At 39.6% G+C, this 18,434-nt stretch carries 16 protein-coding genes; all 16 read left to right on the forward strand.

The features are described from left to right. The first annotated feature begins 11 nt into the window (after positions 1 to 11). The 16 genes from gyrA (at position 12) to KX728_RS04175 (ending at position 18,358) form a co-directional block, all read left to right on the forward strand. On the forward strand, positions 12 to 2,480 hold the full coding sequence (gene gyrA / locus KX728_RS04100; RefSeq protein WP_215804734.1) for a DNA gyrase subunit A: 2,469 nt from the start codon (positions 12 to 14) through the stop codon (positions 2,478 to 2,480). Then, entirely contained in the window at positions 2,480 to 3,235 is a 756-nt protein-coding gene (locus tag KX728_RS04105) for a class A sortase (protein WP_215804733.1), read from the forward strand. Before gyrA ends, KX728_RS04105 begins: the two co-directional genes overlap by 1 nt. A 197-nt stretch (positions 3,236 to 3,432) precedes the next feature. Continuing rightward, positions 3,433 to 4,230, forward strand: a complete 798-nt coding sequence (locus KX728_RS04110; protein WP_215804732.1) for a formate/nitrite transporter family protein — start codon at positions 3,433 to 3,435, stop codon at positions 4,228 to 4,230. Positions 4,231 to 4,380: 150 nt separating this feature from the next. Next, positions 4,381 to 5,661: an O-acetylhomoserine aminocarboxypropyltransferase/cysteine synthase family protein gene (locus KX728_RS04115; RefSeq protein WP_000196304.1), complete on the forward strand. Its 1,281-nt coding sequence runs from the start codon at positions 4,381 to 4,383 to the stop codon at positions 5,659 to 5,661. A 515-nt stretch (positions 5,662 to 6,176) separates the two neighbouring features. Continuing rightward, positions 6,177 to 7,082, forward strand: a complete 906-nt coding sequence (locus tag KX728_RS04120) for a HamA C-terminal domain-containing protein (RefSeq protein ID WP_000017579.1) — start codon at positions 6,177 to 6,179, stop codon at positions 7,080 to 7,082. Beyond that, positions 7,079 to 9,211, forward strand: coding sequence for a DEAD/DEAH box helicase (locus tag KX728_RS04125; protein ID WP_070697271.1), 2,133 nt, complete (start codon positions 7,079 to 7,081; stop codon positions 9,209 to 9,211). Before KX728_RS04120 ends, KX728_RS04125 begins: the two co-directional genes overlap by 4 nt. Positions 9,212 to 9,277: 66 nt before the next feature. Then, complete coding sequence (locus KX728_RS04130) at positions 9,278 to 10,552, forward strand: DUF2130 domain-containing protein (RefSeq protein WP_001002599.1); 1,275 nt, start codon at positions 9,278 to 9,280, stop codon at positions 10,550 to 10,552. Positions 10,553 to 10,563: 11 nt separating this feature from the next. Continuing rightward, a complete protein-coding gene (gene truB / locus KX728_RS04135) occupies positions 10,564 to 11,442 on the forward strand; it encodes a tRNA pseudouridine(55) synthase TruB (protein ID WP_001013282.1) in 879 nt (292 codons plus the stop codon). Positions 11,443 to 11,553: 111 nt separating this feature from the next. Further along, complete coding sequence (gene udk, locus KX728_RS04140) at positions 11,554 to 12,192, forward strand: uridine kinase (RefSeq protein WP_001181372.1); 639 nt, start codon at positions 11,554 to 11,556, stop codon at positions 12,190 to 12,192. 128 nt (positions 12,193 to 12,320) lie between these two features. Next, the gene (xseA, locus tag KX728_RS04145) at positions 12,321 to 13,661 is read left to right on the forward strand and encodes an exodeoxyribonuclease VII large subunit (RefSeq protein WP_000417445.1); all 1,341 of its coding nucleotides are present in this window, start codon (positions 12,321 to 12,323) and stop codon (positions 13,659 to 13,661) included. Then, positions 13,639 to 13,851, forward strand: coding sequence for an exodeoxyribonuclease VII small subunit (locus KX728_RS04150; protein ID WP_215804731.1), 213 nt, complete (start codon positions 13,639 to 13,641; stop codon positions 13,849 to 13,851). The genes xseA and KX728_RS04150 overlap by 23 nt, the downstream gene beginning before the upstream one ends. Further along, positions 13,848 to 14,723: a polyprenyl synthetase family protein gene (locus KX728_RS04155; RefSeq protein WP_215804730.1), complete on the forward strand. Its 876-nt coding sequence runs from the start codon at positions 13,848 to 13,850 to the stop codon at positions 14,721 to 14,723. Before KX728_RS04150 ends, KX728_RS04155 begins: the two co-directional genes overlap by 4 nt. Beyond that, entirely contained in the window at positions 14,716 to 15,531 is an 816-nt protein-coding gene (locus tag KX728_RS04160) for a TlyA family RNA methyltransferase (protein WP_070697266.1), read from the forward strand. The genes KX728_RS04155 and KX728_RS04160 overlap by 8 nt, the downstream gene beginning before the upstream one ends. Then, complete coding sequence (locus KX728_RS04165; RefSeq protein ID WP_001034390.1) at positions 15,524 to 15,955, forward strand: arginine repressor; 432 nt, start codon at positions 15,524 to 15,526, stop codon at positions 15,953 to 15,955. Before KX728_RS04160 ends, KX728_RS04165 begins: the two co-directional genes overlap by 8 nt. A gap of 6 nt (positions 15,956 to 15,961) precedes the next feature. Further along, entirely contained in the window at positions 15,962 to 17,629 is a 1,668-nt protein-coding gene (recN, locus tag KX728_RS04170; protein WP_215804729.1) for a DNA repair protein RecN, read from the forward strand. Beyond that, positions 17,630 to 18,358: a metallophosphoesterase family protein gene (locus tag KX728_RS04175; protein WP_215804728.1), complete on the forward strand. Its 729-nt coding sequence runs from the start codon at positions 17,630 to 17,632 to the stop codon at positions 18,356 to 18,358. The last annotated feature ends 76 nt before the right edge of the window (positions 18,359 to 18,434 follow it).

The raw sequence follows: 18,434 nt of genomic DNA on the forward strand, positions 1-18,434 counted from the left end.
GGCATTTATGAATGCAGGATAGAAATTTAGTGAATGTCAATCTGACAAAGGAGATGAAGACCAGCTTTATCGACTACGCCATGAGCGTTATCGTCGCGCGGGCCCTTCCTGATGTTCGAGATGGCTTAAAACCTGTTCACCGTCGTATTCTTTACGGAATGAATGAACTAGGTGTTACACCAGACAAACCTCATAAAAAATCAGCCCGTATTACAGGGGATGTTATGGGTAAATACCACCCGCACGGAGATTCCTCTATTTACGAAGCCATGGTTCGTATGGCCCAGTGGTGGAGCTACCGTTACATGCTTGTTGATGGGCATGGAAACTTTGGTTCTATGGACGGGGATGGTGCTGCCGCGCAACGGTACACTGAGGCACGTATGAGCAAGATTGCTCTTGAAATGCTTCGTGATATCAATAAAAACACAGTTGATTTCGTAGATAACTACGATGCTAACGAACGTGAACCCTTGGTTTTGCCAGCTCGTTTTCCAAACCTTTTGGTCAATGGGGCAACTGGTATCGCTGTTGGGATGGCAACCAATATTCCACCTCACAACTTGGGTGAAACCATTGATGCAGTGAAGTTGGTTATGGACAATCCTGAAGTGACGACTAAGGACTTGATGGAAGTCTTGCCTGGTCCAGATTTTCCAACTGGTGCTCTTGTCATGGGGAAATCAGGGATCCACAAAGCTTATGAGACCGGTAAAGGTTCTATTGTCCTTCGTTCTCGTACAGAGATTGAAACCACTAAGACGGGTCGTGAGCGTATTGTTGTAACGGAATTCCCTTATATGGTTAATAAAACCAAGGTACATGAGCATATTGTTCGCTTGGTTCAGGAAAAACGAATTGAGGGAATTACAGCTGTACGTGATGAGTCCAATCGTGAAGGCGTTCGCTTTGTAATCGAGGTTAAACGCGACGCGTCTGCCAACGTTATCCTTAACAACCTCTTCAAGATGACCCAGATGCAAACCAACTTTGGTTTCAACATGTTGGCGATTCAAAATGGTGTGCCAAAAATCTTGTCCCTTCGTCAAATTTTGGATGCTTATATCGAGCACCAAAAAGAAGTGGTCGTTCGTCGTACTCGTTTTGACAAGGAAAAGGCAGAGGCGCGTGCGCACATCTTAGAGGGTCTTTTAATTGCACTTGACCATATCGACGAAGTGATTCGTATCATTCGTGCCAGTGAAACAGATGCGGAAGCGCAAGCTGAGTTGATGAGCAAGTTCAAGCTTTCTGAACGTCAAAGTCAAGCTATCCTTGATATGCGTCTTCGTCGTTTGACAGGATTGGAACGTGATAGGATTCAGTCTGAATATGATGAATTGATTGCCTTGATTGCAGATTTGGCTGATATTCTTGCCAAACCTGAGCGTGTGGCGCAAATTATCAAAGAAGAATTGGACGAAGTCAAACGCAAGTTTGGTGACAAGCGTCGTACGGAGTTGATGATCGGAGAAGTCTTAACTCTTGAAGATGAAGATTTGATTGAAGAAACGGATGTTTTGATTACCCTATCTAACAAGGGCTATATCAAACGTCTGGACCAAGGTGAGTTTACTGCTCAAAAACGTGGTGGTCGTGGAGTTCAAGGTACGGGTGTAAAGGATGATGACTTTGTACGTGAGTTGGTTTCGACCAGCACCCATGATCATTTGCTTTTCTTTACTAATAAAGGACGCGTATACCGACTAAAAGGTTATGAAATCCCTGAATACGGTCGTACCGCTAAGGGCTTGCCAGTTGTCAATCTTTTGAAGTTGGACGAAGGTGAGAGCATTCAGACCATCATCAATGTTGAGTCTGAACGTAGTGATGACGCCTATCTCTTCTTTACAACTCGTTACGGTATTGTGAAGAGAACCAGTGTTAAAGAGTTCGCTAATATTCGTCAAAATGGACTTAAAGCCTTGAATCTCAAGGATGAGGATGAATTAATCAATGTCTTGCTGACAGAAGAAGATACCGATATCATCATTGGTACCAAGTTTGGTTATTCTGTTCGCTTTAATCAGTCAGCTGTTCGTGGCATGAGCCGTATCGCGACAGGTGTCCGAGGAGTTAACCTTCGTGAAGGAGATACTGTAGTTGGTGCTAGTGTCATCACTGATCAGGATGAGGTCCTTATCATCACTGAAAAAGGTTATGGTAAACGTACACTTGCTACTGAATACCCTACTAAAGGCCGTGGCGGTAAAGGGATGAAGACAGCCAATGTTGCTGAGAAGAATGGTCCTCTGGCAGGTCTCCTCACTGTTAAGGGGGATGAAGACCTGATGATTATCACGGATACAGGGGTCATGATTCGAACAAACGTTGCCAATATTTCACAAACAGGACGCTCAACTATGGGAGTTAAGGTGATGCGTCTAGACCAAGATGCCAAGATTGTGACCTTTACAACGGTTGCTGCGGCAGAAAAAGAAGAAGTTGGGACTGAAATTGAAACAGAAGGTGCAGAATAATGTCTCATAAAAAAACGAAAAATAAAAAGAGTAAGAAAAATAAGCGCAGAAATCTATTTATCAATATTTTAGCGGGTTTCTTAATTCTTCTTTCCCTAGCCTTGATTTTTAATTCAAAGATTCGCGATATCTTTTTGATCTGGAATACCAATAAATACCAAGTCAATCAAGTCACTAAGGAAAATATAGATGAAAATTTAAAATCCGAGGGAAATTTTGATTTTGACTCTGTTAAGTCTATTTCATCTGAAGCTGTATTGGCTTCTCAATGGGATGCCCAAAAGCTTCCAGTTATCGGTGGCATTGCTATTCCTGAAGTAGAAATCAACCTGCCTATTTTCAAAGGTTTGGATAATGTAAACTTGTTCTATGGAGCAGGGACCATGAAACCTGACCAAAAAATGGGAGAAGGGAACTATTCTCTAGCCAGTCACCATATCTTTACTGCTGAAAATGCCAGTCAAATGCTCTTCTCACCTTTGGTCAATGCCAAAGCAGGTATGAAAATTTACCTGACGGATAAGGATAAAGTTTATACTTATGTGATTACAGAAGTTAAACGTGTTACACCAGACCGTGTAGATGAAATCGAAGATCGTGATGGCGTAAAGGAGATTACTTTGGTTACTTGTGTTGATTATAATGCGACTGAACGTATAATCGTCAAAGGAATCTTTAAAGAATCAAAAGCTTATTCTGAGACTTCTGAGGATATTTTGAAGGCCTTTAATCAACCGTATAGACAACGTTATTAAGAATGAATGAACCAGTGAAGTGCTATTTCACTGGTTTTTTATGTCAACAAATAGGTTCAAAATAGTTCTTGTGAAAAAGGATAAGAAGGCTTAGGATAAAGATTTTTAAATAAATATTTTAGAATTTTACAGAAAACGCTTTCTAGAAAACAAGAATTATGTTATAATTATCACAAATAAAAGTTTAGGAGTTTTTTATGGTCTCTTCAGAATTTATTTCAAAGATTGAATTTGCTTGTAAGAAGAAAGAAAGTCTTTATAGCCAAAGTAAGTTTAAGTATTCGATTCGTTCCATGTTTGCAGGTGCTTTTCTAACATTTAGTACGGCTGCGGGTGCAGTTGGGGCTGACTTGATTAATAAGATCGCACCAGGCAGTGGACGCTTCCTCTTCCCATTCGTTTTTGCTTGGGGATTGGCCTACATTGTTTTCTTGAATGCTGAGCTAGTAACTTCAAATATGATGTTTTTGACAGCTGGTAGTTTCTTGAAAAAAATCTCATGGAGAAAAACAGCTGAGATTTTACTATACTGTACCTTATTCAACCTTATCGGAGCTTTGATAGCAGGTTGGGGCTTTGCCCACTCAGCAGCCTATGCAAATCTAACACATGATAGCTTCATTTCAGGGGTTGTTGAGATGAAGTTAGGTCGTTCCAATGAGCTAGTCTTGCTTGAAGGTATTTTAGCCAATATCTTTGTAAACATTGCCATTCTTTCATTCGTTTTGGTGAAAGACGGTGGCGCCAAACTTTGGCTTGTCTTATCAGCGATTTACATGTTTGTATTCTTAACAAACGAACACATTGCTGCGAACTTTGCTTCTTTTGCGATTGTTAAGTTTAGTGTTGCAGCTGATTCTATCGCAAACTTTGACATTCCGAACATCCTTCGTCACTGGGGTATAACCTTTGTCGGAAACTTTATCGGAGGAGGTCTCTTGATGGGCTTACCATACGCCTTCCTCAATAAAAACGAAGATACTTATGTCGATTAAAGAAATGAGCACGAGTTAATCGTGCTTTTTTGTTTGATGTGTATGACTAGTCATAGTTGTTCCTTATATCAAAATATAGAAAAACTGTATTGGAAAAGGCTAACCCAAGATGATACAATATACCTAATGAAGCTATTTGGAGGTCGTCTTATGACTCGTGATTTTAAATTTGAAACCCTACAATTGCATGCAGGGCAAGTCGTTGATCCAGCGACCAAGTCTCGTGCAGTACCGATTTATCAAACAACATCCTTCGTTTTTGATGACACGCAGGAGGGTGCAGATTTGTTTGCTTTGAGAAAACCAGGCAATATCTATACTCGTATCACAAATCCTACAACAGCAGCCTTTGAGGAAAGAATCGCTGCTCTTGAAGGTGGTGTTGGAGCACTAGCGACAGCATCTGGTATGGCTGCACTTACTTATACAATTCTTGCCCTTGCTCATGCGGGTGACCATGTGGTGGCTGCGTCAACTATTTACGGTGGGACTTTCAATCTCTTGAAAGAAACCCTTCCTCGTTATGGAATCACAACCACCTTTGTCGATGTGGATAATTTGGAGGAAGTAGAAGCAGCTATCGGTGACAATACCAAACTTGTCTTGATTGAAACCTTAGGGAATCCCTTGATTAACATTCCTGACTTGGAAAAATTGGCTGAGATTGCGCATAAACACCAGATTCCTCTCGTTTCTGACAATACTTTTGCCACACCATATTTGATTAACGTTTTCTCTCACGGTGTCGATATTTCAGTCCACTCAGCGACTAAGTTTATCGGTGGACATGGTACGACTATTGGAGGAGTGATTGTCGATAGCGGTCGTTTTGACTGGGCAGCTTCAGGGAAGTTCCCTCAATTTGTTGAGGAAGACCCAAGCTACCATAACTTGAGCTATACTCGTGACGTGGGTGCTGCAGCCTTTATTATCGCTGTTCGTGTTCAATTGCTTCGTGATACAGGTGCTGCCTTGTCACCATTTAATGCCTTTCTCTTGCTCCAAGGGCTTGAAACTCTCTCTCTTCGTGTTGAACGTCATGTGCAAAATGCAGAGAAAATTGTTGATTTCCTTGTCAACCATCCTAAGGTAGAAAAAGTCAACTATCCAAAACTTGCTGACAGTCCATATCATGCCTTGGCTGAGAAATATTTGCCAAAAGGTGTTGGTTCAATCTTTACCTTCCATGTCAAAGGTGGAGAGACAGAAGCACGCAAGGTCATTGATAATTTGGAAATCTTCTCTGACCTTGCAAACGTTGCAGATGCCAAATCTCTTGTTGTCCATCCTGCGACAACCACTCACGGTCAGTTGTCAGAAAAAGATCTAGAAGCAGCAGGTGTCACACCAAACCAAATCCGCTTGTCTATCGGTCTTGAAAATGTAGAGGATTTGATTGAAGATTTGCGTTTAGCCTTGGAAAAAGTATAAAGTAAGACAGATAAATAATTCGTAACTAATTATTAAATAAACTATATAAGGCTAGTACTATCTAGTCTTATATAGTTTATTTTGCTATAATAGTTTAAAATATGATTAGTATTATTGTTATGAGATTGTTAGAGAATATTAAGTAAACTTTAAGACGAACATAGAATCATTAAGAAAGGCAAGGAAACTACTTGTCTCTAAAAATTAACTTTCTTTTTCAACTCAAGAAGGTTTAGGGGATGGACGTTTGATTCAGGAATAGTAATAATAATCAAATGGAGCTAATCAGAATTAAATTATAGATGTAGAAGAAATTAGTCCTGAATTTGACTTATAAGATTCAGTTAAATCAATTAGTTTCAAATAAAATGAAAAATTTTTAAGAACTTAGAATGGTTGGAAAGTTTCCCGTTTTATCACTTAATGGTGTTGTGTTAAGAGTGATTATGTGAAATTGTTAAAAAGTAAAGTTTGATTTTGAAAAAAATAATTATAAATAAAAGGAGAAATTCTAAATGAGCCATTGCCATTCTGAACATAAAGAAATTAGTAATAATGTTCATACATTTTATATCGGATTTGATTTAGATGATTTTGGCAAGATTTCACAAGTAAAAAAGAAGTTTTATGACGAATTGTTTGACGACATTGCTTCTTTTGCTTTCGGATCACATAATGTAATGAAGAGAATCAAAGAACCTCAGGATATTTCTAAAGTTCAGAGGGAAGCATTGAGAAAAATGTATAATATACCAGAATTACAAGAAGCTAGTAGGTACTATCTTGAATCAGATTTAGTAGAGGATAAGTATCTTAAGCGTGGTGAGTTTGGAGAATTGCTTTTATATCATCTGCTACATGAATATTTTAATGCTGATGCTTTAATTTCAAAAATCTATTTCAAGGATAGCATGGGGCTACCAGCGCATGGTTTTGATGCAGTTCACGTAGATTCTGATAATCAAATCTTGTGGATTGGAGAATCTAAATTATATTCTGAATCTAGTTCTGCTATTGATGCTTTGATGAAAGATTTAGAAGAACATTTTAGAATATCATTTTTTGATTCTGAGTTTGTTATTATAGAAAATCGTGTTCATGATAGCGACATAGAACTTGATGATTTTATGAAAAAATTAATTAATCCCCAAACAAAAGTTTTAGATAAACTTGCTAATATCAATATTGCATTATTTGCTGGATTTGATAGCAAGTCATTGCAAGAGTTTGAAGATGAAGAGTCATTTAAGAAAAAATTAGAATCAGAGATTAATATTTTAGAAAAAAAAGCGTTAAAAAAAATAGAAGAGCATCCGTGGAATGAGCATTTAAATATTTTTTTATTTTTATTTCCCATTGACAACAAAAAAGAATTTGTCAAAGATCTACATTTAAAATTAAAAGGGGCGCAGCAAGGATGAAAAATATTAAAGAAATTCTAAAATATTCTGAGTTAAAAAATTATGAAGAAAATTTTGAACTTATTAAATATATTTCTAGTATTATTGATACATCTGATGCTAGAAAAGTAATAATTCATATCTTAGATATTTGGGAAAATGTAAATAATAACGCAAAAGAAATGTGGATTGATTTGATTGGAAGAGCAGGATTTTATCCGTATTATATTGAAAAAGTTTGTCAAGAAGAGCAATTAACTCTGTCACTTCAGGATCAAATAAAAACAGAATTTTTTAAATCTGATTATCTTCCAAATATATATTTTCATCAACAGCAAAAAGAAATAGAAATAGCTTTATCCAATGGAAATAATATAGCTGTAAGCGCGCCAACTAGTTTTGGAAAAAGCTTACTTATCGAAGAGATTGTAGCAAGAAAACAATTCTGTAATATCTTAATTATACAACCAACTCTTGCATTAATTGATGAAACAAGAAAAAAACTATCAAAGTATAAAGGAGATTATAATTTAATAATTAATACTCGTCAAATAGTTCTTGAGAAAAATATTTTTATTTTAACAGCTGAACGAGTGTTAGAATTTCCAAATCTTCCCAATATAGATTTTTTTGTCATTGATGAATTTTATAAAATTTGTAATCGTCTAAATGATAGTAGAATTGATTCTTTGAATGTTGCGTTATTAAGAGTTATGAAACATAATACCCAAGCAATGTTCTTAACTCCTACTGTAGATTCTTTATCGGAGGCTTTCCGAGAAAGGTATAAAGTTGCTTTTTTTAAAACAGATTATGCTTTAGTAAATACTAATGTCATCGAGGTTAGGAATAGAAATAATAATTTATTATCTGGTAACTCTAAAAAAAATAAATTATTTAAAATGCTATATAAACAAGAAGAATCAAGTATTGTATATGTAAAATCTCCGAATGAAGCCTATAAACTTGCCAAAGAATATGTAGACTATTTACGCAAGAATAAGATTGAGACTGAAAATAAAAAATTAGATATATTTGAATGGATTGATAATAATATATCTCCTAATTGGCAATTAAAAGAAATGTTAGAACATGGTGTAGGGGCACACAACGGAGCACTCCCAAGGCATGTAGTAACTTCAGAAATTGATTTATTTAATAAAAAGAAAATTAAAGTACTTTTTGCAACGGTTTCATTGATTGAAGGCGTGAACACAGTTGCGAAAAATATGTTTGTATATAGTCAACATAAAGGTGATAATAAAATTGACTTTTTTGATTTTGCAAATATACGTGGTCGGGCTGGTAGAATGAATGAACATTTCACTGGAAATGTTTATGTGTTTATTGATGAAATTGCAGATGAACATCTCACTATTGATGTACCTAGTGTTGATCAGAATCCTGTGTCAGATGAAATTTTAATTAATATTTCAAGTAACGAAGTGAAAGATATTGAACGAAAACAGAGATTAGAAGATGGTTTAGATAATGAAATCTTAGAAATTATTAAGAATAATCTTATTTCAGTAGAAGGTCAGAAGTCTTTGTATCGCTTTATAGAAAAAGAGCAAAAAACTGGTGGAATAGATTATTTAAGGTGGGATGGTATACCTAGTTATGATAAATTATGGCAAACTCTTTACTTAGGATATAAATTTTTGAAATCAAATGATAGAATCGGTTTTGTACAAAGTAGAGCTGTAATGTCGCTTAAATTTGTCAATCTATCATTAAGAAAAGTTATTGAAGAACAGTATAAATACTATTTGTCTGAAAAAAGAAAAGATCCTTTAAATAGTGCCATTGATTTTGTTTTGAAATTTCAAAAAACAGAAGCTGGGTACGAAATACCTAAAATTTTATCTGTGATTGATTCTATACAAAGACATGTATTCAATAAATTAGGTTTGCCTGCTGGGGACTATTCTGTATTTGCCTCTTTATTAGAGAATGAACAGATTGATGAAAGATTACAATTTTTAATTGATTATGGTGTACCAAGCTCAGCTGTAAAAAAAATTAGAAATATACCTGATAATCTTATTGAAGATTCTCATATAATACAATATCTAAGAAGAAATTTATCTCTTATAATTAGGAATTTGATTCCTTATGAAGCAAATTTATTAGAAGAAGCAATACGGTAGATATGAAAAAGACCCTAAAGAAGTAGATTAGGTATATTTTATTTTGAATAACACGAGGTACCCCCTATGAACGAAATCAAATGCCCCAACTGTGGGGAAGTCTTTACAGTAAATGAGAGTCAGTATGCCGAACTCTTGTCTCAAGTGAGAACGGCAGAATTTGATAAGGAACTGCACGATCGCATGAAGCAGGAGCTAGCCTTGGCTGAGCAAAAGGCTATGAATGAGCAACAGATTAAACTAGCTCAAAAAGACCAAGAAATCGCGCAACTGCAGAGTCAAATCCAAAACTTTGATACAGAGCAAGAGTTGGCTAAGAAAGAGGTTGAACAGACAAGTCATCAGGCCTTATTAGCAAAGGACAAGGAAGTGCAGGCCTTGGAAAACCAATTGGCGACCTTGCGTTTAGAGCATGAAAACCAACTGCAAAAGACTCTCTCTGATTTAGAAAGAGAGCGTGATCAGGTCAAAAACCAGCTCCTCTTGCAGGAAAAGGAAAATGAGTTATCTTTGGCTTCTGTTAAGCAAAATTACGAAGCTCAGCTCAAGGCAGCTAGTGAACAGGTCGAGTTCTATAAGAATTTCAAAGCCCAACAATCCACAAAAGCTATCGGGGAAAGTTTGGAACAGTATGCAGAGAGTGAGTTTAACAAGGTTCGTAGTTTTGCCTTTCCAAATGCCTACTTTGAGAAGGATAACAAGGTCTCTGCGCGTGGATCTAAGGGAGACTTTATCTTCCGTGAATGTGATGAAAATGGAGTGGAAATTATTTCCATCATGTTTGAGATGAAAAACGAAGCGGATGGGACAGAGAAAAGGCACAAGAATGCGGACTTCTACAAGGAATTGGACAAGGACCGTCGGGAGAAAAACTGCGAATATGCGGTTCTGGTGACCATGCTAGAAGCAGATAACGACTACTTTAATACAGGGATTGTTGATGTCAGTCATGAGTATGAAAAGATGTATGTGATTCGTCCCCAGTTCTTTATCCAGTTGATTGGTCTCTTGCGAAATGCTGCGCTTAATTCTTTGAAATATAAGCAAGAGTTGGCACTTGTCCGTGAACAAAACATTGATATCACTCACTTTGAGGAAGATTTGGATGCCTTTAAACTAGCCTTTGCCAAGAACTACAATTCAGCTTCAACTAACTTTGGTAAAGCCATCGACGAAATTGATAAGGCTATCAAACGCATGGAAGAGGTTAAGAAATTCCTAACCACATCCGAAAACCAACTCCGCCTCGCCAATAACAAATTGGAAGATGTTTCAGTAAAAAAATTGACCCGAAAAAACCCAACTATGAAAGCCAAGTTTGATGCGCTGAAGGGAGAGTGAGAAAGCAACAGATGAACGGTATTATTAACTTAAAAAAAGAAGCGGGGATGACTTCGCATGACGCGGTTTTTAAACTGCGTAAGATTTTGGGAACAAAGAAAATCGGTCATGGTGGGACCCTGGATCCGGATGTAGTGGGTGTTTTGCCTATTGCGGTGGGCAAGGCGACCCGCATGGTCGAGTTTATGCAGGATGAGGGCAAGGTCTATGAGGGGGAAATCACTCTCGGCTATTCAACGACGACCGAGGATGCTAGTGGGGAAGTAGTCGCAGAAACTCCTGTTTTGTCGCCCTTGGATGAAACCACTGTCGATGAAGCGATTGCGAGTCTGACTGGGCCTATTACTCAGATTCCACCTATGTACTCGGCTGTCAAGGTCAATGGTCGCAAGCTCTATGAGTATGCGCGTGCAGGTCAGGAAGTGGAGCGTCCAGAACGTCAGGTGACCATTTATCAATTTGAGCGGACGAGTCCGATTTCTTATGAGGGCGAACTTGCACGATTCACTTTTCGTGTGAAATGTAGTAAGGGGACTTATATCCGTATCTTGTCTGTTGACTTGGGAGAGAAGCTGGGTTATGCGGCCCATATGTCTCACCTAACACGTACCAGTGCTGCAGGTTTGCAGTTAGATGAGGCTCTTACCTTGGAAGAAATTGCCGAAAGAGTTGAGGCTGGTCAACTTGACTTTCTCCACCCTCTTGAGATTGGTACAGGGGACCTTGTCAAAGTTTTCCTAAGTCCAGAAGAGGCTACAGAAGTGCGCTTTGGTCGTTTTATCGAGCTAGACCAAACGGACAAAGAATTGGCTGCTTTTGAAGGTGATAAATTGCTTGCCATTTTAGAAAAAAGGGACAATTTCTACAAACCAAGAAAGGTTTTTGGCTAGTCTAACTGGAGTGTGGGGATGGATTTGTTTCCCCTAGACTATCCAAACCAGACTATAAATTTTGAAAAAAATATGATAGAATAGACGACGGATAAAAAAACGGAGGATAGCATGCAAAATAGACCAATCATTATCGGAGTGACAGGTGGTTCTGGTGGAGGAAAAACCAGTGTTTCAAGAGCCATTTTATCGCATTTTCCTGATGAAAAGATTTCCATGATTGAGCATGATTCATACTACAAGGATCAGTCTCACTTGACCTTTGAAGAGCGTGTCAAAACCAACTACGACCATCCTTTTGCTTTTGATACAGACTTAATGATTGAGCAAATTAAGGAATTGTTGGCAGGGCGCCCGGTGGACATCCCGACTTATGACTATACAGCGCATACACGGAGTAGCAAGACCTATCGTCAGGAGCCTCAAGATGTCTTTATCGTTGAGGGAATTTTGGTCTTGGAGGACAAGCGTCTGCGCGATTTGATGGATATCAAGATTTTTGTGGATACAGATGATGACGTGCGTATTATTCGCCGGATCAAGCGTGATATGGAGGAGCGTGGACGTAGCCTTGACAGTGTCATTGAGCAGTACTTAGGTGTAGTTAAACCTATGTACCACCAGTTTATCGAGCCGACTAAGCGTTATGCCGATATCGTCATTCCTGAGGGAGTCAGCAATACCGTTGCTATCGACCTTTTGACGACCAAGATTGCAAAGATTTTGGAAGAAGCGCGAAACAGTAAATAATCAGATGAGGAGGCCTAGCCTCCTTTTTCTATTTTTCCTTTAGTTTCAGTAGGAAAAAGGTGATTTTTAAGCATGTTTTTGGTATAATAATACCCATGGAAAAGCAAGAAAATGAATAGTAGGTGGAGATGGAAAAGTATTTATCGGTAACAACTTTGACCAAGTATCTGAAAATGAAATTCGATAAAGACCCTTACTTGGAACGGGTCTATTTAACTGGTCAAGTTTCCAACTTTCGTAAACGACCTACTCACCAATATTTCTCCCTAAAAGACGACCATGCAGTCATTCAAGCGACCATCTGGTCAGGGATTTATCAAAAATTGGGTTTCGACCTCGAAGAGGGAATGAAAATCAATGTGATTGGGCGTGTGCAAATCTATGAACCCAGCGGGAGCTACTCTATCATCATTGAAAAAGCTGAGCCTGATGGGGTTGGGGCGCTCGCGATTCAGTTTGAACAACTCAAGAAAAAATTGACGGAAGAAGGTCTATTTCAAGAGAGATTCAAGCAACCTCTTCCCCAATTTGCTAAGCGAATCGGTGTGGTAACCAGTCGCAGTGGAGCTGTTATTCGAGATATTATCACGACCGTCAGCAGACGTTTTCCAGGTGTTGATATCCTTCTCTATCCGACCAAGGTACAAGGTGATGGAGCTGCGGAGGAAATTGCTCGAAATATTGCGCGTGCCAATCAACGTGAGGACCTAGATGTTCTCATCATTGGTCGTGGTGGGGGTTCCATCGAGGATCTCTGGGCTTTTAACGAAGAGATCGTGGTACGGGCTATTTTTGAATCTCGTTTGCCAGTTATTTCTAGTGTTGGGCATGAGACGGATGTGACCTTGGCAGACTTTGTGGCCGATCGTCGTGCTGCGACGCCAACAGCTGCAGCTGAACTGGCAACACCTGTAACCAAGTTGGATCTTTTGACTCATTTGCAAAATCAAGAAAAACGGATGTCAACAGCAGTCCGAAATGTCCTATCTAAGAAACAAGAAGCTCTGAAAAAATGCAGTCAGTCTGTGATTTTTAGACAGCCAGAGCGCTTGTATGATGGTTATTTGCAACGGTTAGATCAACTACAACTACGCTTAAAACAAAGTTTGCGAACACAGATTTCTGATAATAAACAGCTAGTTCAAGCAAGGACGCATCAACTAGTCCAATTATCACCTGTTACCAAAATCCAACGCTATCAAGATCGCTTAAGCCAGTTGGACAAGCTCCTACGTAGCCAAATGGCGCTGGTTTATGATGCCAAGGTTGCTGAAGTGAAGCGACTTTCAGAAGCTCTGCTGATGTTGGATACCAGTCGAATCGTGGCGCGTGGTTATGCTATTGTCAAAAAGGAAGAGTCCGTAGTAGACTCGGTTGAGAGTTTGAAGAAAAAAGACCAAGTGACGCTTTTGATGCGAGATGGTCAAGTAGAATTAGAGGTTAAAGATGTCAAAACAAAAGAAATTTGAGGAAAATCTAGCAGAACTGGAGACCATTGTCCAAAGTTTAGAAAATGGTGAAATCGCTTTGGAAGATGCGATTGCCGCCTTTCAAAAGGGAATGGTCTTGTCAAAAGAGCTCCAAGCGACGCTGGACAGGGCTGAAAAGACCTTGGTTAAGGTCATGCAAGAAGACGGAACAGAAAGTGATTTTGAATGAAGAAGCAAGAAAAATTAGCTCTTGTCGAGTCTGCCTTGGAAGATTTTTATGGAGACCAGCAGTTTGCCTCTAGTTTGCGAGAGTCCGTTCTCTATTCCATTCATGCTGGGGGCAAGCGTATTCGGCCTTTTCTCTTGTTGGAGGTTCTGGAAGCCTTGCAAGTCGCTATTAAACCAGCACACGCGCAGGTAGCTGCGGCCTTGGAAATGATTCATACAGGAAGCTTGATTCATGATGATCTTCCTGCCATGGATGATGACGATTATCGTCGAGGGCGTTTAACCAATCATAAGAAATTTGGCGAAGCGATGGCAATATTGGCAGGAGACGCTTTGTTCCTAGATCCCTATGCCTTGATCGCGCAGGCAGATTTGCCAAGTCGGATCAAGGTGGACCTGATTGCCAACCTATCCCTTGCTTCAGGAAGTCTAGGCATGGTAGCAGGTCAGGTTTTAGATATGGAAGGCGAACACCAGCACTTGTCCTTGAAAGAACTTCAGACCATTCATGCCAATAAGACTGGAAAATTGCTAGCCTATCCCTTCCAAGCAGCAGCTATCATAGCAGAATTAACGCCTGAAATCCAAGCAAAACTAAAAACTGTGGGTGAATTGATTGGGCTGGCCTTTCAAGTTCGAGATGATGTGTTAGATATGACCGCTAGTTTTGAGGAAATCGGCAAGACTCCGCAAAAGGATTTACAGGCAGAAAAGTCGACCTATCCAGCCTTGTTGGGCTTGGAGGAGGCTATATCCTTTTGTAACCAAACTTTGGATCAAGCCGAGGCTAAATTAGAAGAAATTGCCCAGCAAGTCAGCTTTGAAACAGCGCCGATTGTGAAAGTAGTAGAAAGTTTGAGAATCAATGACTAAGGAAAGAGTGGATGTACTAGCTTATAAACAGGGCTTGTTTGAAACACGAGAACAGGCTAAACGCGGTGTCATGGCTGGTCTAGTTGTAGCAGTCCTCAATGGGGAGCGTTTTGACAAGCCAGGAGAGAAAATCCCAGATGACACTGAGCTAAAACTCAAAGGTGAAAAACTCAAGTATGTTAGCCGTGGTGGTTTGAAATTAGAAAAAGCCTTGCAGGTCTTTGGGTTGTCAGTTGATGGAGCGACCACGATTGATATCGGTGCTTCCACTGGAGGATTTACTGACGTCATGTTGCAAAATGGTGCTGAGTTGGTCTTTGCAGTCGATGTTGGCACCAATCAGTTGGCTTGGAAATTACGCCAAGACTCGCGGGTTGTCAGCATGGAGCAGTTTAATTTTCGTTATGCTGAAAAGACTGATTTTGAGCAGGAACCAAGCTTTGCCAGTATTGATGTGAGTTTCATTTCCCTCAGTCTGATTTTGCCTGCTTTGCATCGTGTCTTGGCTGATCAAGGTCAGGTGGTGGCACTTGTCAAACCCCAGTTTGAAGCAGGTCGTGAGCAGATTGGGAAAAATGGAATCATTCGAGATGCTAAGGTTCATCAAACTGTCCTTGAATCTGTCACTGCTATGGCAGTTGAGCAAGGTTTTTCAGTGCTTGGTTTGGACTTTTCTCCCATCCAAGGTGGACATGGAAACATCGAATTTCTGGCATATTTGAAAAAGGAAGAGGGAGCAAGTAATCAAGTTGCCCCTGAAATAGAAAAAGTTGTAGAGAGAGCACATAGAGAATTTAAAGATGAATAAAAAAGAGAGACTTGAAAAAATTAGAAGATTTGTTACGGATTATCAAATCGGGACTCAGGAAGAAATCGTTGAGCATTTGAAGGAAGCAGGTATTTCTGCTACGCAGGCCACTGTCTCAAGGGACATCAAGGAGCTTGGGATTGTTAAAATTCCTTTGAAGAACAACACCTATATCTATGAGTTGCCAAAATCAATCGTCAAAAGTTTGCAGTTGGCTGAGGACAATATTGTGAGTTCTGAGTTAATGGGAAATATGATTAATCTTGCTGTCATTCCTGGAAATACTATTTTTGTGAAGAGTCAGTTGGTTGAGGCATTCTCTGAACAGATTTTTAGCTGTCTAGCTGATGATGATTCTATCTTAATTGTAGCTAGAACAGCAGAGGCAGCTGAGGAAATTGTTGAACAAGTCAAAAAATGGTAGGTCAGTATGTTACTTGAAATTTCGATAAAAAACTTTGCCATTATTGAGGCGATTTCCCTCAATTTTGAAAAGGGTATGACTGTTTTAACCGGGGAAACGGGTGCTGGAAAGTCTATTATTATCGACGCTATGAATCTCATGTTGGGGGCTCGTGCAACGACAGACGTTATTCGTTACGGTGCTCCTAAGGCAGAGATTGAGGGGCTTTTCTCAGTTGAAAATAGTCGCCTTTTACAGGAACTTTTTGATGAGCAAGGTTTGGAAATGGGTGATGAAATTATCATCCGGCGTGAAATTCTGCAAAATGGTCGTAGTGTTAGTCGCGTGAATGGCCAGATGGTCAATCTTTCTGTCTTGCGTGCTATTGGGCAACACCTTGTGGATATCCATGGTCAGCATGACCAAGAAGAGTTAATGCGTCCTCAACTGCACATTCAGATGTTGGATGAGTTTGGTGATGCTGCTTTCTTGGACTTGAAGGAGACCTATCAGACGAGCTTTGATGCCTATCGCAAAATGCGTAAGCAGGTTTTGGAAGTCAAGAAAAACCAGCAGGAACACAAGGCTCGTATTGAGATGTTGGAATTTCAAATGGCAGAGATTGAGGCTGCAAACTTGCAGGCTGGTGAAGACTTGGCTCTCAACCAAGAACGAGATAAACTCCTCAATCATAAAAATATTGCGGATACGCTAACTAATGCCTACACTATGTTGGACAATGAGGAATTCTCCAGTCTTGCTAATGTCCGTTCAGCAATGAATGACATGGAAAGTGTCGAAGAATATGACCCTGAATACCGTGAAATTTCAAGTTCTCTATCAGAAACATACTATGTTTTAGAAGATATTACCAAGCGTTTGGAAGATATTATTGATGACTTGGATTTTGATGGTAATCGTCTCATGCAGGTTGAAAATCGCTTAGACCTTCTGAATACTATTACCCGCAAGTATGGTGGAACTGTGGACGACGTTTTGCTTTATTTTGCCAAGATTACGGATGAGTACAATCTCTTGACTGGAAATAATCTTTCTTCCGAAGATATGGAAGCAGAGCTTAAGAAATTGGAAGTTAATCTTGTTGATTTGGCAGGGCAACTTGCATCTGCTCGTCATGACTTGGCCCAGCAGCTTGAGGCAGAGATTAAACAAGAACTGCAAGATCTCTATATGGAGAAGGCACAGTTCCAGGTTCGCTTTAGTAAGAGTAAGTTCAGCCGTGAAGGAAATGAAGCAGTCGAATTTTACATTTCCACCAACCCAGGTGAGGACTTTAAGCCTTTGGTCAAAGTTGCATCTGGTGGGGAATTATCCCGCCTCATGCTAGCTATTAAATCCGCCTTTTCTCGCAAAGAAGGTAAGACTAGTATTGTCTTTGATGAGGTGGATACGGGAGTTTCAGGTCGTGTGGCCCAAGCCATTGCTCAAAAGATTCATAAGATTGGTCAGCATGGCCAAGTCTTAGCAATCTCTCACTTACCTCAAGTAATTGCGATCGCGGATTATCAATTCTTTATTGAAAAGATTAGCGATGAGCATTCAACTGTTTCCACAGTTCGTTTGCTTACCCTTGAAGAACGAGTAGAGGAAGTTGCTAAGATGTTAGCAGGAGAGAATGTAACAGAAGCAGCCCTTACCCAAGCGAGAGAATTATTGCAAACGAGGGAGAAATAAATGACAGACTATTATGTAATTGGAGACGTTCACGGAAAGGCAGGTATGCTAGAAAATCTGCTCAAAACCTGGGATGGTCAAACTCAGTTGCTTTTTCTAGGGGATTTGATTGACCGAGGTGAAGATAGTCGCCGTGTTTTAGAAATGGTCAAGGACTTGGTGGACAATCAAGGGGCTATCTGTCTATCAGGAAACCACGAGTATATGTTTTTGACTTGGCTCGATGACCCAGAAGAAAGCTATGACCATTATCGTCGCAATGGTGGTGATACAACCATTAACTCAATTTTAGGTCGTCCCTTGGATGCACCAGTTGATGGCGTAGAAGATGCCAAGCGCGTTGCGACTGAAGCGGCAGACTTGGTCGAATTTATTCGTCAAATGCCATTTGTAGTAGAGACAGACAAGTATATCTTTGTTCATGCGGGTATTGACTTGACCTTGGATGATTGGCATGAAACGACTGATTACAAGAAAGTCTGGCTCAGAAAGCCATTCCACGAAGCCGAAAATCATACTGGGAAAATCATTGTCTTTGGGCATACACCAGTTTATGGCTTACTGAAGCAAGACCGAGGTACTGCTGAGCTTTGGATGACAGAAGATGGCAAGATTGGCATGGATGGAGGAGCTGTCTATGGCGGTGTCCTTCATGGGATCGTCTTTACTGACCAAGGAATGACAGAACACCACTTTATCGAGAATGATGGTTTTATTGCCGAAGATTAGTACTCCTAGCAGGGTATGGTCTTGTCAAAATGTTAAAAACAATTTATAATTAATAGATACCCTGAAAGGAAGAGCA

The organism is Streptococcus oralis (genome assembly GCF_019334565.1).
In the GTDB taxonomy this organism is placed as follows: domain Bacteria; phylum Bacillota; class Bacilli; order Lactobacillales; family Streptococcaceae; genus Streptococcus; species Streptococcus oralis_CR.